This is a genomic window from Salinibius halmophilus (genome assembly GCF_003577475.1).
Taxonomy (GTDB): domain Bacteria; phylum Pseudomonadota; class Gammaproteobacteria; order Pseudomonadales; family Natronospirillaceae; genus Salinibius; species Salinibius halmophilus.
This window is the reverse complement of the sequence record NZ_QPEP01000005.1, coordinates 98,739-114,919: the sequence shown is the minus strand read 5'-3', so window position 1 is coordinate 114,919 and position 16,181 is coordinate 98,739. Positions and strand designations below refer to the sequence as shown.

Genomic DNA, 16,181 nt, shown 5'->3' with positions numbered 1-16,181 from the left:
GCAAGGTTTAACTACTGATCAGCGTTGCAGCAATAGTGCGAGTACCACCATGGTTTCGGTGCTCGCCTAAACAAACACCTTGCCAAGTACCCATGACTAAATTGCCATTATTTACTTGCAAGGTTAGCTGCGACCCCAGTAGTGCACTCTTGATGTGCGCAGGCATATCATCAGCCCCCTCAAGAGTATGTAATAGACCTTGCTGATGCTCTGGCACCATACGGTTTAATATGGTTTCAAAATCTACCAGCACGTCTGGGTCAGCATTTTCAGTGATAAACAGGCTGGCTGAAGTGTGCAATACTTGCAGCTGCAGCAGCCCCTGTTGCACCGATGATAATTCTGGCAGGGCTGAGCGCACCTGTTTATCAATCAAATGATAGCCGCGTTTTTTAGCGGGAATACTAATTTGGCGTTGAATCCACATGCAAAATACCCTAGTTGACAGCCCATTCGGCACTTTTGAAATTAAGCGCCGCCCTGCTCGCCACCACCCCTCGCTACAGGCGTGGGACGCTGCCGACCGGCGAATGCTAGCAGAGGTTGAGCATGCAGGGGAAGTACCTAGCCAGTTGCTAGTAAATGACGCCTTTGGCGCCTTGTCTGTGCCGCTCGCGGGGAAAAATATCATCAACTGGGGGGACAGCGCCGTTAGTGCCCTGGCCATTGCCGAAAACCTAGCGCGTAACCAACTGCCACAAGCACCCTTTGCGACCAGCTTAGATGATGTACCCGTCGCGCAACGGGTACTATTTAAAATACCAGAATCGGCTAGGTTGTTTGCTTGGCAACTGGCGCAACTTAATAAAGCACTGCCTGTTGGCACACCCATCATTCTTGCTGGCATGCAAAAATATATCGCCAACGCGCATGAAGCCACCATGGCCGACTATCTAGCAGATCTAACGCCACAGCTCACTAAGCAGCGTGCTCGCTTGTGGCTCGCTCGCAGTGGCACTGAAACTAGCATTAAAAACAGCAAACCCTATTTAATGCCTGTTAGCAACCAACAAGACATTAGCGTTCACCAACACCCTGGCGTCTTCGCCGAAGCAAAACTGGATATCGGCACGCGCGTAATGTTGCAGTACTTGCCCACTATCGAGCCTGGCGAACAGGTATGTGACCTGTGCTGTGGTGCGGGCAACTTGGCGGCAGCTTGGCTAGCGATGCACCCAGAAGCACAGGTTACGTTAACCGATGCTTCGGCCATTGCCATGCACTGTAGCGTTAACACCATGGAAGCTAACTTCCCGGATGCCAATGTTACGTTGCATCACACAGACGGCTTGGCCAATATTGAGCAGAAGTTTGATTTAATTCTGTGCAACCCACCGTTCCATCAGCATGGTGCCGTAACAACTGACCTAGCTTGGCACCTATTTAAACAAGCCGCCAAACAGCTTAATCGAGGCGGGCGATTTGTTGTGGTTGCCAATCGCCACCTAAATTACCACCAAATCTTAAAGCGCTTATTTAAGCGAGTAAAAACCATCTCTAAAGACCCTAAGTTCGTGGTGATGGTTTGCCAGAATTAAGTTGTGCTTCATAAAGTGCCAGCACTTTTGTGGTCTCTATCCCGTGTTGCTGGCAGTACTGTAGTGGCGTTTGCCCCGGTTCGCGGGTGCCGTATTGACGCTCAAGCTGGCGCATGAGTTTTACCATAGGGTCGCGGCGGTAAATACGCCAAAGCAGCCAAACCAAATAAGCAAACAAAGAGGTAGCCATAAGGGGAACAAAGACCCACAGCATGGCCCAGATGTCTGAGCGGCCAAACCATTTTTGCAGTAGGCCTTCTCGATCATTATCGTCATAGTTCACCACTGCCCGTTGCCATAAATACGATAGCTCATCGAGGCGCCAACCGATGCGCGTCAGCAAACCAATGCCATTGGTAGAAAACAGCCGCTGCTGAACAAGGCTACCCGCCTCGTTTAGAAAATCCGCTGGTGAACTCAATACTCGATCAGGCGCCACCCAAGAAGTAGGGTCTAGTTGCACCCAACGCTCGCCATCGTGATACTCCACCCAGGCGTGGGCATCTAGTTGGCTAACGGTATAATATTCGCCATTTTGACTCCAACGGCCACCAAGATAGCCCCCCACAATGCGAGCAGGAATGCCAGACTCACGCAGCATCATGGTAGTCGCAGAAGCATAGTGACTACAAAATCCAATACGTTGATCAAAAACAAATTCGTCGATGGCTAGGCCACTAGCGCTGTAGCGTGGTGGGTCGAGTGTGTAAAAATACTCGCGGCTAACAAAATACTCGCGTATCCGCTGCACACGCGCCGCCACAGAATCATCAGGCCAACTGGCTACCAGCTCTGTTAACCTTGGGTGTCCACCAGTGCGGGTTAAGAAGCGTTCTGCGCCAGCAGATAGCTCACTGGCAGGTACTGTTGAACTGGCTGCAATATCATAGGCCAAGTTGCTGGTAACCGGGCGTTCGCGCTCTAGTGTGCCATCTACTTTTAATTCGCTTCGCTCTGGTAGCGGGCGCACTGGCGTGCCAAGCGTGAACAGCATTTGCTGACCAGTCGGCTCGAGCAGCACTTGGTAGCGGTAGTCTATCGGTAAACTCGCTGGCTCGGCTTGTGGCCAGTTAACACCTCGCACCGTCGACTGCCAGGTGCCTTCTTCGTTAAAGTAACTCAGTGTTAACCCACGCCAATAATAAGGCGGTGGTGGTGGCGTATCATCGAAGGTGACGCGAAATGCTAGCTGATCTTGGCGAGCTAGATTGGCTAGCTCTCCGAGTGCGATTTCAGTCGACAAGCCAGAAAAGTTTTGCTGCGCTAACGGCACACTCCAAAGCGGCGCGATTCTTGGAAAAAACACAAATAACGCAATGGCGAATGGTGTCGCGACTAACATGCTCAGCCAAGTATGGCGGCGCATATACTTGTGTTTACCTCGTCGTTGCGACTCGGAAAGCACCAATAAGTTGAGCCCCAGCAGCAGCACAGTAAATGCCATGGTAAGCATGCCTTGATCTAGCAATAGCCGCGATGCAGCAGCATAAATACCTGTCAGCACCAGCACCTGAACACCTTTGCGGTCGTAGGCTTCGGTAAACTTAAGCAAATACATAGCCAATAAAAGGGTGGCAGCAGACTCTAAGCTAAACCCCTGAAAGGTAAACGATACCCCAGCTAGAATACTAACCACCATCAACAACTTTAATGCGGTGCGCGGCGGTGGCATATATTGGCGATAAACCAACCAGCGAATAAGCAGTGCAAACCCAGCCACTACCAACAGCCACAACGGCAGGTCAGTCAACCATGGCAGCAAGGTAGCGATGGCAACAACTAACAGCCACTGCCTAGCCGTGGCAGGGATTTGCGCATTAAAATCAATGGCCATATCGCGCAAGTGCCTCTCTAACGTTGCTTAGGTGCTGCGCCCCAGCATTGATATCAATGGTTTGGTTACCAAGCGACAGCCCAAAAGCAATCTCATGTTCATGGTAGTGGTTCGCTCGCTCTGCCATAGCAGACAGTGCAGCTTCCAAACCAAGGTGACTATATTGGTCTAAAGCAATCATCTGCGATTGTGCCCCAGCAGGTTCAGCAAAGTGCAGCAACCTGGCTTCACCAGTCAACAAGTAATGCTGCCAACGTAAATGCTTGGTTTCCTGACCAGCCTGCCACTCGGTTAGACCATCCACATCTCCACGGTTACTTGGCCGTTCATGCTCGCTCGCACTGGCATCGGTTGGGATTGCATTGACCATGGCGGACTTAGCCACCGGATAAGCTAATAACTCACAACTGAGTCTAAGCTGTGACCACACGACGGCAAGGTCAAATGGCTGGCGCGTCTCTAAACGCAAAGCAGGCAGGCGAAAAACACCCCGATGGGGTAAGTCTACCAGCACTCGCACACTGCCTTGGCTGTCGCTCGACACATCGGTATAGCGCCACTCGCCAGTGGTACAGCGCACAGCGATATCATACCTGGTACGTTTGCTGCTAAATGCAATATCCACTTCTGCTTGCTCACCAGCTTCGGCGTGGCGAATGGCACTGATGTGGTACTGCAAGCCATGCAGATTGCGATAACATAACCACATGGCCGCTAGCCAAATACTCCCCATTAAATAGGCAATGATTAGCACCAAACCATTTTGATAGTTAATACCTGTAAGCCAGATAACCAGCGCCAGCACCAGCCAGAGCACACCATTTAGCGAGGGCAATACAAACAATTGTCGCTGCCCTACTTTGCCCTGAACAACTTCGGGGAAGCGTTCGGTAATCGCTGCTTCGAATCGGTTATTTAGCCAAGCCTTCATTGCACTCATGCCAACGGCTTATTGCACAACGTCGACATACTGCAAGATTTGCCATGCCGTTTCTTGGCCTGAATGCGAGCCAGATGGTTGAATTCGATGGCCGGCCACGGCAACAAACACTGCTTGCACATCATCTGGCAAAATAAAGTCCCGCCCTTCTAGCAATGCATAGGCTTTGGCACTGCGCACCAGAGCTTGGCCAGCACGAGGAGACAAGCCTATGCGCGCCATTTCGGGCTGGCGGCTAGCGGCCAACAATCGCTGAATATAGTCAACAACCGAGTCTGGCATGCGCACCCTGCTCACTTGTTGCTGCAGGGCTGCAAGATCGTCTTCGGTTGCCAAGCTGGCCATTTTTTCATCACGACGGCCATAACCAAGCAAGATTTCACGCTCTGCCTGCGCCGATGGATAACCAAGCGCCAAGCGCATAATAAAACGATCCAACTGGCTTTCAGGTAGGGCATAGGTGCCCGCTGTATCCAAAGGGTTTTGTGTTGCAATCACAAAAAACGGTTTTGGCAGTGCCAGAGTTTCACCATTCAACGACACTTGCCGTTCTTCCATCGCTTCCAGCAATGCACTCTGGGTTTTTGGTGATGCGCGGTTTAACTCATCGGCGAGCAGGACTTGAGAGAACACAGGCCCTTTTTGCAATACTACTTTGCGCCCTTCTGGATCAAGCGTTGGGCCGCCTAGCACATCATAAGGCAGCAAATCCGAGGTAAACTGGACCCGCTTAAATTGCAGCGAGAAGGCACGTGCTAAGGCGTGCGCGAGTGTTGTTTTACCGGTGCCAGGCAAGTCTTCAATCAATAAGTGCCCATCGGCAAGCAGTGCTGCACTCGCCAACTTCACCTGTTCGGGTTTGCCAACGATCACATTGTTTAGTGCCTCTACTACTGCCTGAACTACAGCGGCTGACTTCATAAAGCAGCAAATCCTCGGGTCAAATCAGCAATTAAGTCTTCTACGTCTTCTAAACCAACAGCAATGCGAATTAAGCCATCTTCGATGCCTGCTTGAGTTCGCATCTCGTCCGTCCAACGCCCATGTGATGTGCTCGCTGGATGGGTAATGGTCGTTTTCGCATCACCCAAGTTAGCGGTAATCGACATTAAACAGGTGGCGTTAATAAACTTCCACGCACTCTGTTTGCCGCCTGGCACAACAAAACTTACCACCCCACCAAAGGCAGATTGCTGGCGTTTTGCTAGCTCGTGGCCTGAGTGGTCTACTAATCCAGCATAGTGCACTTTTTCTACGTTTTGGCTGCCAAGCCACTCAGCAATCGTTTGGGCGCTGGCACAGTGTGCATTCATACGCACTTTTAACGTTTCTAGACCCTTGAGCAGTAACCAGGCGTTAAACGGGCTAAGCGTTGGGCCAGCGCTGCGCATCACACCAATCACCTCATTGATGTCTGCCTGATTGCCAACAACGGCGCCCCCTAAACAGCGCCCCTGTCCATCGATATATTTCGTAGCAGAATGACAAACGAGATGAGCACCTAATGCCAGTGGGTTTTGCAGTACCGGCGTGCAGAAGCAATTGTCGACGACTAAACGCGCCGATGCTTGATTGGCAATCTCGGCCAATGCCGCGATATCGGCTACCTCTGCGGTTGGGTTCGATGGGCTTTCGCAGAACAACATCTTGGTATTTGGCTTAACGGCTTTTTGCCAAGCGGTTAAATCAGTCAATTTGACATAACTAAATTCAACGCCAAATTTGGCGAAGTATTTATCGAACATGACCGTGGTAGAGCCAAACACACTTTGCGAGCAAATTACATGATCGCCTGCTTGCAAAAACGCCATGGCTACCGCCATGATTGCTGCCATACCAGAAGCGGCTGAACAGGCGGCTTCACCCCCCTCCATTGCCGCAAGGCGTTGCTCAAACTGGCGCACAGTAGGATTGGTATATCGGCTATATACATTACCAGGCTCTTCGCCAGAAAAACGCGCAGCAGCATCCTCAGCTGAGTCAAACACATAGCTTGAGGTCATAAATATTGGCTCAGCATGCTCCATCTCATGGCTTCGATCTGCACCAGTTCGAATGGCCTTGGTCGCCGCTCCAGCTTGAGCGAGTGCTTGTGCGAGCTGAGTTTTTTTATCCATCATAACCTCAATAACTTAAACCACGAGCGAACCTACACAGGTTCCAACTTTCTGTTAATTAACACAGAATACCAAAATATGTGGCACTCTAGGCAATTAAAACAAACACGGGCGCTGATCTGGCATGTGCGGCACTTCGTTTAGTAGTCTGTGGCAGAATAAAAACATTCGAGGATGAACTATGACGTGGGATTTATCGGTACGTATTTACCATTGGCTGCAAATGGTATGCATTGTGGTATTGATTGTATCAGGCAATGCTGGGCAAATGACTGTGCATCTATTCGCTGGCTTAACCCTAGTGGCACTGCTGCTTTACCGGCTGCTCTGGGCATTCGTTGGGCCTGAACCCGCTAGAATCAGTAGTTTTATTTCTCGCCCAACCACCGCCCTTGCCGATTTAAAACAAACACTTGCCAAGCGCCACTCAGATCATGACAGCCACTCACCGGCAGGTGGCTATATGGTGCTGGCATTTTGGCTGGTGCTCACAGTGCAACTATTAACAGGCTTGGTAAGCAGTGACGACTTCCTGTTTATTGGCCCCCTTGCTGGCTATGTGCCAGAGTCCGTGGCGACTGAGGCAGTTCAGTTGCACCACCAACTAATTAACGTGCTGATCGCGCTAATGGTTTTGCATGTCCTAGCCGTATTTTGGGTGCAACATGGTGCCAAGCAGCCACTCATTCAAAGTATGATACATGGGCGCAAGCCGAACCGTCCCGATAGCCTAACAATCAACCGAGTTCTGCAAGGCTTAGCCATGGTCATCGCGCTTGCTACGGCAAGTTTGCTTTACTACCTTTGGCAGCAAAACAACTTCTTTTAGCCTAGGGGGTAGGGTCGACGTTCAACTTACTTTTCAGTAACCTGCGCGACCCGTTTCTTAGCAGGCTCATATATGACGCAGTTAAAGCATTGGCTTACCTTTATCGTACCTTCGCTTATTGGTATCGCTCTATTTATGACCCCAGTTCCCTTTCAGGACGGGAACACCGAAGGGGTGACCGTTGCCGTAAAAATAATCGCCGATGCCCTATTGGGTAAATTAGGCGAGTCGATCGGCCTCATTTTGGTCAGTGTGATTATCTTGTCTGCCCTGCTCAGCTTAATGGCGAAACTGTCAGCTAGTGTTGCAAAGCACATTCCAAACTTTTTTGGTGACCTATTTACCCCAAGCTGGTTTTGGCTGGTTGTACGATTAGTGGGCGCACTGTTTGCTGGGTTAATTTACTGGCAAGTAGGCAGTGAACTGGTGATCTCAGAATATACCGGTGGCTTATTGCTTAACGAGCTAATGCCGTCACTGTTCGCCGTGTTCCTCTTCGCTGGCTTGTTGCTCCCTTTGCTGCTGAACTTTGGCCTCTTGGAATTTATTGGCTCGCTAATGACGCCAATCATGCGCCCTATTTTTAAACTACCGGGTCGCTCAGCCGTCGACTGCACCACTTCCTGGCTCGGTGATGGCACGGTTGGCGTATTACTGACCACCAAACAGTACGAGCAAGGCCACTATAGCCAAAAAGAAGCCGCCATTATTGCTACATCATTCTCGCTGGTTTCTATCTCGTTTACCCTAGTGATCATTAACCAGGTTGGCCTAAGTCACATGACCTTCAGCATGTATGGTGCGATTGCTTTGGCTAATTTGGTGGCAGCCGTAATAATGCCTCGTATTCCACCACTGTCTCGCAAGCTAAACCGCTGCGTAGATGGCAGCCCAGTACCAACTGAGGGCAATGCTCAAATTTCTGCCATCACTGCTGGTAAACAAGCCGCTTTGGCTCGCGCCGCACAGGTTCGCAACCCGCTCATGGAGCTAGTAGACGGGCTTAAAAACTCAGCTGAGATGATCTTTGGCCTGCTGCCTGTTGTGCTGGCATTTGGCACGATCGCGCTAGTGATTGCCGAAAACACACCAGTGTTTACCTGGCTAGGCGCGCCCTTTGTGCCGTTACTAGAGCTTCTACAAATACCTCACGCGCAAGAAATTGGCGCGACAGTGGTGATTGGTTTCACCGACATGTTTTTACCAGCCATTTTAGTTGCTGAGCTGGACAGCGAATTGACACGGTTTGTGATTGGCGCCTTGTCGGTGACTCAGCTGATTTATATGTCTGAAGTTGGCGCCCTATTACTGGGGTCGAAACTGCCGCTTAAATTTATCGACATTGTTTTAATCTTCATTTTGCGCACCCTAATCACATTGCCAGTGATTGCCCTAGTTGCCCATATGGTTTTTTAAGCGGAAAGTTTGACAGCTTATCAAGAGCGTGGGAGATTCGAGATATCGACAGTTGTGCAGTAGGTCGATGTCTCTCTCAGAAAAAGGAATCTTTACTATGTTTTGGGTTCAAGTCACCATGGCCACCATAGGCGCGCTGGGTTTTATCCTAGTGTGCGCAGGGGCCGGTATCAATATGGGCAGTGCAACCAATAACCTCTCGGACACCGACATGCAAGGCGAGCGTTATGAACGGGTAAGCAAGTCTACCGTTGCTGAAGTGCTTTACAAAACCGGCGGTGTATTCTTAGTTGTCTCATTTGTGATGGCTGTTTACATACAGCAAGTTACCTAGGCGAATCGACTTTCGCCGATAAAAGCGCCAGCATGGCGCTTTTTTTGTGCTCACAATATTAACAGCGGCAAGGTAGCTGACTTTGGTCAATGTGTCTTTGCGACTTGGTAGTAAAATTACATCACATAGGTATTAGAAACATAACACCAAGGTCCATAGCATGATGACTGCCCATGCCGCAGTGGCACTTAAACCGGCGCAAACGCTACACGAGCTGGTACACCAGCTAGCGCAAACTAAGCCAAAGCCTGGCATCATTCAGCAGCTGTCGATTGAGTTGGCGCCTGTTAATGCATTGGCGATTATGGCCGCCAACCTGCAAGCCGAACAATGCTACTGGCGTGACCGCAATGGCGATATCGAGATGGCGGGTTTTGGTAGTGCGATCGACATAGCCGGTCATAACCAGCAAGCACTGAGCGACACCTTGAGCATCATCGAATCACTAAATGATAAAAGTGACGCTGACCTGCTGTGGTTTGGCGGTTTCGCCTTCGATGAAAGCCAGCAACATAAAATGCCCTACAGCTATTTTCGCTTGCCACAGATTGCCGTCGTACAGCAACAAGGCAAATGCCGCTTGCTTGTGCACTTGTATAGTGAAGACATCGCCCCAACTAACGAGCTATTAAAGGCTGCTATTGAAGCAATTAGCTGGCAGGAAGCTCCCCTTACTCAGAATAAGTACTTATATAGCCTTGACCACAACTGCGACATTCACCTCTGGCGCCAAAAAGTCGCGCAAGCACTCGAAAGTTTCGCCAATAACCAAATGACTAAGGTCGTGCTAACAAGGACGACTTCAATTCGAACAGCACGGAACATACCCGTTCATAGCTTATTGCATAAATGGCAGCAAGCGCGTCAAAACGCCTACAGTTTTATGCTGCAACTGGGTACTCAACACTTTATTGGCCATTCACCGGAGCGACTGTTTCGACGCCAAAACAACTACCTCACCACAGACGCGCTAGCCGGCACTGTTAAGCTGGACACCCAAGGGGCACTCGCTCAGTTGCAAACTGATCCCAAGCTCGTTCATGAACATGCTGTGGTCGCCGATTACATCCAGCAGCAGTTGCATAATGTGAGCAAAACAGTGATCAGAGGCCAAACAAAGGTTATGTCGCTGCGCAATATTGCCCACCGTCATTGCACCTTGAACGCCCAACTTTGGCCAACCACATCCACTACGGATGTCATTAAGCAACTTCACCCTACGCCAGCGGTAGGCGGCTTCCCGCGACAAAACGCATTAGCGTATTTATCAGTTAACGAATGTAACCGTGACTGGTATGCTGGCGGCGTTGGCATTATTGGTCGCTGGCAGAAGAGCCACTACAGCGACTTTAGCGTTGCCATTCGTTCCGCCTTGGTCACGGGTAACAAGATGACTTTATTTACCGGCGTTGGCATTGTTAATGGCTCAGATGCAGATGAAGAATGGCTAGAGCTAGATGGCAAGTTAGCCAGTGTGTTGGGAGCACTGAATGACGGTTAGGGACCTTAACCAAACCTACTGTGAAAGCATAATAAATCAATGTTTGGCCTGCGGCATTCACACCTTCTGTGTTGCGCCAGGCTCACGCAGTGCGCCACTGGCGCTTGCAGCAAAACGATTGGCGCGAGTTTATACCCATATTGATGAACGTGGCCTTGGATTTTTTGCCCTAGGCATTGCCAAAACGCAAGGGCTTGTGGCTGTTATTTGCACATCCGGTTCTGCAGTGGCCAATCTAATTCCAAGCGCGATCGAAGCCTATCAAAGCCATATTGATCTGTGTTATTTGACCGCCGACCGCCCTAGTGAACTCATTGCTGTGGGCGCCAATCAGGCCATCCAACAACCTGGTATCATGCAACCTAACATTGCAGGCGAGTGTCACTTGCCCGCTCCTACAACTAAAACTGATATCGAACAGGCGCTTGAAACCATTAGTCAAACGCTAGCCATTCGAGGGCCCGTTCACATCAATATCGCGCTGCGCGAGCCGCTATATGGCGATGGCCCAATTTTTTCACAGGTGATTCAAGCACCTAGCATCACAGCGAAACCTAGGCTCAGCGCCGCAGAACTGCCGCCCTTGGCTAGTAAAACAATGCTCGTTGCTGGTGAATTAACGGTGAGTGAAGCCCAGGCAGTTCTAACCTTAGCCGAGCACTTCCAATTACCAGTGATTGCCGACATTAATAGTCAACTTGGCAATCACCCTTTGGTATTAACGGCTGCCCATCACATTGAACTACCGCGCGTTGAGCGAATCCTGCAGTTTGGTGGGCGAATTGTCAGTAAACGGGTGAATCAGTGGCTAGCTAATGCTTGGGTGTCCAGCGTCGAGGAGAAGTACAATGGCCAGCGTTATGACTTGGTGCGCAGCAATGTTCACCGGCTTGACCCAAGTGGCCAAGCAATAGAATGGCACGCGAGCATTGAAGCAACCTGCCAGCACCTAGCCGATCAACAACCCGAGCCAGCACTGAATCATCCTGCCATCAACCAGAGCAATGCCTTTGATCAGTACGTGGACAGCCAAGCATTTGGCGAGCTGAAAGCCTGCAAACTCATTGCCACACATCTACCCTCAGATTGGCAACTAATGCTCGGCAATAGCCTAACCATTCGACTATTTGATCAACTAACGACCCGCCGCCATCGCATAATTAGTAACCGGGGTGCTAGTGGCATAGATGGTTTAATTGCTACGGCCTGTGGCGCCGCTCAATTTGCACCAACCCTGCTAGTGGTTGGCGATATGTCGGCGTTGTACGATATCAACTCACTATTTCTGCTTGCTCGCCAGTCCAATGCTGGACTGTCTAATTCTGAGCTCTCTAATTCTGGGCCTTCCAATGCTGGACACCCAATCATCGTTGTTGTGCTCAACAACCAGGGTGGCAATATATTCGACATGCTACCCGCTAGTGGTCTTAGCGAGCAAAGTGAGCTGTTTACCATGGCTCAGCCAGTCAGTTTTGAAAACCTAGCGCGAGGGTTTGGTGTTAACTACCGGCGCTGCGAGGATGAGCGCGCTTTGCTATCGGTGCTGCTTTCTGCGAAAAGCAACCAACAAAGCATGCTAGTTGAAGTGGTTGCTACCCCGTTTGAGGCCACTTCACAGCTAAAGGCGTTTCGCTATGGCTAGGTTGCTTTTTTTACATGGCTTGCTAGGGCAAGCGAGCGACTGGGATCAGGTGATAACAGCCCTAGACGGCGATGCCACGGCCATCACTCTACCAAGGCTTGCGGTAGACAATATCAGTCAATATGCCGAACAATTATGGCAACAGCTTGATATCAATGAACCCGTGCATCTTGTTGGCTACTCCATGGGCGCACGCATCGCCATGCACTGGCTTAAACAACCCTGGGTGCAAAGCGCCGTGTTCGAAGCTGGACACCCAGGCAATGGCGCAGATGCCAAGCGCCTAGCACACGACTACGACTGGGCTGACAAGCTTCGCAAGTGGCCAATCCACACTTGGCTAGAAGCATGGTACCAGCAAGGCGTGTTTAATGGGCAAACGATTGATATTGACGCATTAGCCAGCTCGATCGACCCCACGCTGCAAGCATATTTTTTGCGCACCTTGTCAGTCGCCAAACAAGCTGACTTGACTAATTTATTAGCAATGAAGCCGGTTACCTATGTGACCGGTGAGTGCGACCAAAAATACACCCGGCTAGCGGCTAAGCTGCCGGTTAGCCGCCACCGCATCGTCGCGGGCGCAGGCCACAATATTCATGCTAGCCAGCCGATGGCGCTAGCAGCCGAAATATCACAACATTTAAGTGAGTTAACATGAACACCTCTTCGACTAACAACACGAACAATCCAGCCCACAGTAGCATTATTCCAGCTGCCAACTGGCAAGATGCAGGCCTAGGCTTTAGCGATATCAAGTACGAAAAAGCTGATGGCATGGCCAAAATCACCATTAATCGGCCAGAAGTAAGAAATGCTTTTCGCCCACTCACCGTTAAAGAAATGATTCAAGCGGTCACCGATGCACGCTATGACGAGTCGATTGGCGTCATCATCCTAACCGGCCAAGGCGATCTGGCGTTCTGCTCAGGTGGTGATCAAAGGGTACGCGGCGACGCCGGATACGCCGATGATTCTGGCGTCCATCACTTAAATGTCTTGGATTTGCAAAAATTAATCCGCAGCTTGCCAAAACCAGTGGTAGCAATGGTTGCTGGCTATGCCATTGGTGGTGGCCATGTTCTGCACTTAATTTGTGATTTAAGCATCGCCGCCGAGAACGCTAAGTTTGGCCAAACTGGGCCAAAAGTAGGTTCTTTTGATGGTGGCTTTGGCGCTAGTTATATGGCGAGTGTCGTCGGCCAGAAAAAAGCCCGTGAAATATGGCTGCTTTGTGAACAATATAGCGCCCAGGAAGCTTTGGATATGGGCCTGGTCAACACAGTGGTACCTATTGCGCAGCTCGAAGAAAAAACGGTTGCTTGGTGTCAGAAAATTTTGCGCCACTCGCCAATTGCACTGCGCACGCTGAAGAGCGCGTTTAACGCTGGTATTGATGGCCAAGCTGGTATCCAAGAGTTGGCAGGCAATGCAACCATGCTGTTTTATATGACCGAAGAAGGTCAAGAAGGTCGTAACGCCTATCTAGAAAAACGGGCGCCAGATTTTGCCAAGTTTACTCGCCAACCCTAATGAAAGCTGGGCTTTACCGCTATCGTATCCCCTTGGTTCAGCCTCTTACGCTACACCAAGGGCAGCAAAGTCACACACTGACTGCACGCACTGGGCTTATTATTTGCCAACATGGGGCGCTAGCTGAATGCGCCCCTTTGCCACTGTTCTCGCATGAGTCATTGGCTGACTGTGAGGCCACGTTAATCGATTATCTAGCAGGCAAACCCGTCGACCTAAATTTGCCAAGTGCCAAGTTTGCCACTGAAATGCTCACTCAAGCGCTACCTGAGCAAAAACAGCCGGCGCCTATTTGTGGGCTTGAATCCGGGCCTGAGCAAACGATTAAAATAAAGTGCGGCGGGCGCAACTTTGCTGACGATATGAACAAGCTCAAACACCTCGCCGCCCTTGGCAAAACGCTAAGAGTAGACTGCAACCAACGCTGGAGTTTGGCCCAGCTAGAGGCCTGTCATCAAGCCATTGGCAAGCACATTGCCTATTATGAAGAGCCATTGGCTGACAAAACCCAATACGAAACCCTTACCCTGCCTTTTGCGCTCGATGAACAACTGCGCCAACACACCTTGCCAAAGTGGGCAATGCGCGCCAAAGCTTGGGTGGTTAAACCAATGCTGACCGGCTTGTCACGCACACTTGCGCTTGCTGAATTAGCCAAGCTACATGATATAACCTTTGTGCTGAGTAGCAGCCACGAGAGCAATGTTGCCATTGAGTACTATCACCAACTGGCAAATCACTTAAAATTAACAGCACCGCAAGGCTTAGCAACCTTGCCACTGCAGCGTGAGCAGATAACGCCATCTTGGCTGCAAAGTCGGCCACTGGCCAAATTAGAGGTTGTTTATGAGTGTGCTCGCTGAACTGTTACCTACCAACGCACAAGGTCGCATTAGCGATGGTCAACAAAGCATTACCTGGCAAACGCTATTTGCCCAAGCAAAGTCGTTAAAAAACCCAGTTACCATATGGCCAGCGGACAACTCTATCGAGAGCTTAATTAACCTCGTAGCCGTCATATCCGCAGACAAGCTCGCCGTACCATATAATCCAAGGTTTAGCGCCAGCCAGCTTAGCGCCATTCAGCAAACGAACAACTTTGGCGAAACCTTTCCCAAGGACCTCGTCACAGGCATTTTTACTAGCGGTTCTACTGGTACCCCCAAGCTTGTTGGTCACTCCCTAAACAACCACATTGCCAACGCCAAACGCGCCCATCAAATTAACCCAACACTGGCCAGTAGCCGCTGGCATATGAGCTTGCCAATATTTCATATTGGTGGGTTGGCAGTATTTTTTCGAAGCCTACTTGCTGGCTGTGATTTATGGCTTCATGGCCGGGTGGATAACGCGAGTTTTCTGCGCGGCGAAAGCATTACCCATGCTTCTTGTGTTGCGACTCAGCTACAACGCTTGGCACAACAGCCACTCAACGACCTAGCATTGCAAACCCTGCTGGTTGGTGGCGGACCAGTACCATCCAACTTACTTACCTTACCACTGCCAATTCGTTATACCTATGGCATGAGTGAGCTAAGCTCACAGGCCTGCACTCAAGGTAGTGATGGCAAAATGCACTGGCTCTGCGATTATCAATTTGATGAACAAGACCAGTTGCTAATGCGCGGCGATACACTGTTTGCTGGGTATATCGAGGGCAACCAACTTCAGCATCCTAAACCCTGGTTTACCAGCACATGTTCGACGAACAAATGGTTTGCTAGCCATGATACTGGCTTCTTTGACGATGCTTGGCTAACCATCACGGGCCGTATCGACAATCAGTTTATTAGTGGTGGCGAAAACATACAGCCAGAGGCAATTGAGCGCTTGTTAGTCAATCACCAGCACATTCAACAAGCGGTGGTCGTACCCGTTGCAGATGCAGAGTACGGGCAACGTCCGTTTGCATTTGTGCAAACGAGGCTAAGTTCAGACGACATTGCCGCCTATTGCCAGCAACACTTGCCAAGTTTTATGCGACCAGTGGCTTTTGCCCCACTACACTATGAGCAACTAAAACCAAATCGCAAACAACTAACCCAAGAAGCCGAGGCACTTATACATGGATAAGTTTGTCCAATTAATGACGACAGATGCGATTAATCAGATGAGCGACGGCACGCTAGTATCAACACTTGGCATAAAGATAACCGAGGTAGGTGAAAACACGCTTACAGCGACCATGCCGGTTGATGCGCGTACCAAACAACCATTTGGTTTGCTGCATGGTGGAGCAAATGTAGTTCTGGCTGAAACACTTGCCAGTATTGGCGCACAGATGATGTTGCCACGCGATAAAATGGCGGTAGGGTTAGAGATTAACGCCAATCATTTGCGCAGCGTTCGACAAGGCATGGTTACGGGCAAGGCTTTCCCGATTAAAGTTGGCCAAACAGTACAGGTTTGGCAAATAGATATTTTTGATGATCAAGGCCGCCAAACTTGTACCTGTAGAATGACAGCCTCGGTCGTAAATAACCCTAGCCGTTAAGTT

At 50.2% G+C, this 16,181-nt stretch carries 16 protein-coding genes; 11 read left to right on the top strand and 5 right to left on the bottom strand.

The genetic code is table 11. The features are described 5' to 3' along the window. Positions 1-7 precede the first annotated feature (7 nt). On the bottom strand, positions 8-427 hold the full coding sequence (locus DUW71_RS07045; RefSeq protein WP_119394545.1) for a secondary thiamine-phosphate synthase enzyme YjbQ: 420 nt from the start codon (positions 425-427) through the stop codon (positions 8-10). Here DUW71_RS07045 and DUW71_RS07040 point away from each other — a divergent pair. Then, positions 426-1,538, top strand: a complete 1,113-nt coding sequence (locus tag DUW71_RS07040) for a class I SAM-dependent methyltransferase (RefSeq protein ID WP_119394544.1) — start codon at positions 426-428, stop codon at positions 1,536-1,538. The genes DUW71_RS07045 and DUW71_RS07040 overlap by 2 nt on opposite strands. On the opposite strand, the gene DUW71_RS07035 is transcribed toward DUW71_RS07040, so the two are convergent. Genes DUW71_RS07035 through DUW71_RS07020 form a run of 4 tightly spaced genes read right to left on the bottom strand, consistent with a single transcriptional unit; the run spans position 1,507 to position 6,429 of the window. Continuing rightward, the gene (locus DUW71_RS07035; protein ID WP_119394543.1) at positions 1,507-3,372 is read right to left on the bottom strand and encodes a transglutaminase family protein; all 1,866 of its coding nucleotides are present in this window, start codon (positions 3,370-3,372) and stop codon (positions 1,507-1,509) included. The two genes, DUW71_RS07040 and DUW71_RS07035, sit on opposite strands and share 32 nt — an antisense overlap. After that, on the bottom strand, positions 3,362-4,312 hold the full coding sequence (locus DUW71_RS07030; RefSeq protein ID WP_119394542.1) for a DUF58 domain-containing protein: 951 nt from the start codon (positions 4,310-4,312) through the stop codon (positions 3,362-3,364). Before DUW71_RS07030 ends, DUW71_RS07035 begins: the two co-directional genes overlap by 11 nt. A 9-nt stretch (positions 4,313-4,321) precedes the next feature. After that, positions 4,322-5,233: an AAA family ATPase gene (locus DUW71_RS07025; protein ID WP_119394541.1), complete on the bottom strand. Its 912-nt coding sequence runs from the start codon at positions 5,231-5,233 to the stop codon at positions 4,322-4,324. Continuing rightward, entirely contained in the window at positions 5,230-6,429 is a 1,200-nt protein-coding gene (locus DUW71_RS07020; protein ID WP_199671170.1) for an O-succinylhomoserine sulfhydrylase, read from the bottom strand. Before DUW71_RS07020 ends, DUW71_RS07025 begins: the two co-directional genes overlap by 4 nt. A gap of 181 nt (positions 6,430-6,610) precedes the next feature. Between DUW71_RS07020 and DUW71_RS07015 the strand changes: the two genes are divergently transcribed. The 10 genes from DUW71_RS07015 (at position 6,611) to DUW71_RS06970 (ending at position 16,178) form a co-directional block, all read left to right on the top strand. Beyond that, positions 6,611-7,258, top strand: a complete 648-nt coding sequence (locus DUW71_RS07015) for a cytochrome b/b6 domain-containing protein (protein ID WP_119394539.1) — start codon at positions 6,611-6,613, stop codon at positions 7,256-7,258. 72 nt (positions 7,259-7,330) lie between these two features. After that, a complete protein-coding gene (locus DUW71_RS07010; protein WP_119394538.1) occupies positions 7,331-8,674 on the top strand; it encodes a YjiH family protein in 1,344 nt (447 codons plus the stop codon). Between the two features lie 97 nt (positions 8,675-8,771). Continuing rightward, positions 8,772-9,008, top strand: coding sequence for a hypothetical protein (locus DUW71_RS07005; RefSeq protein ID WP_119394537.1), 237 nt, complete (start codon positions 8,772-8,774; stop codon positions 9,006-9,008). Between the two features lie 160 nt (positions 9,009-9,168). Next, a complete protein-coding gene (locus DUW71_RS07000; RefSeq protein ID WP_119394536.1) occupies positions 9,169-10,509 on the top strand; it encodes an isochorismate synthase in 1,341 nt (446 codons plus the stop codon). Continuing rightward, a complete protein-coding gene (gene menD / locus DUW71_RS06995; RefSeq protein WP_119394535.1) occupies positions 10,499-12,151 on the top strand; it encodes a 2-succinyl-5-enolpyruvyl-6-hydroxy-3-cyclohexene-1-carboxylic-acid synthase in 1,653 nt (550 codons plus the stop codon). The genes DUW71_RS07000 and menD overlap by 11 nt, the downstream gene beginning before the upstream one ends. Continuing rightward, a complete protein-coding gene (locus tag DUW71_RS06990; RefSeq protein WP_119394534.1) occupies positions 12,144-12,812 on the top strand; it encodes an alpha/beta fold hydrolase in 669 nt (222 codons plus the stop codon). The genes menD and DUW71_RS06990 overlap by 8 nt, the downstream gene beginning before the upstream one ends. Then, positions 12,809-13,684 (top strand): 1,4-dihydroxy-2-naphthoyl-CoA synthase, encoded by an 876-nt coding sequence (gene menB / locus DUW71_RS06985; RefSeq protein WP_119394533.1) that lies wholly within the window; start codon positions 12,809-12,811, stop codon positions 13,682-13,684. Before DUW71_RS06990 ends, menB begins: the two co-directional genes overlap by 4 nt. Next, positions 13,684-14,547, top strand: coding sequence for an enolase C-terminal domain-like protein (locus DUW71_RS06980; protein WP_119394532.1), 864 nt, complete (start codon positions 13,684-13,686; stop codon positions 14,545-14,547). The genes menB and DUW71_RS06980 overlap by 1 nt, the downstream gene beginning before the upstream one ends. Then, entirely contained in the window at positions 14,531-15,757 is a 1,227-nt protein-coding gene (locus DUW71_RS06975) for an AMP-binding protein (RefSeq protein ID WP_119394531.1), read from the top strand. The genes DUW71_RS06980 and DUW71_RS06975 overlap by 17 nt, the downstream gene beginning before the upstream one ends. Next, positions 15,750-16,178, top strand: coding sequence for a hotdog fold thioesterase (locus tag DUW71_RS06970; protein ID WP_119394530.1), 429 nt, complete (start codon positions 15,750-15,752; stop codon positions 16,176-16,178). The genes DUW71_RS06975 and DUW71_RS06970 overlap by 8 nt, the downstream gene beginning before the upstream one ends. Positions 16,179-16,181 lie beyond the last annotated feature (3 nt).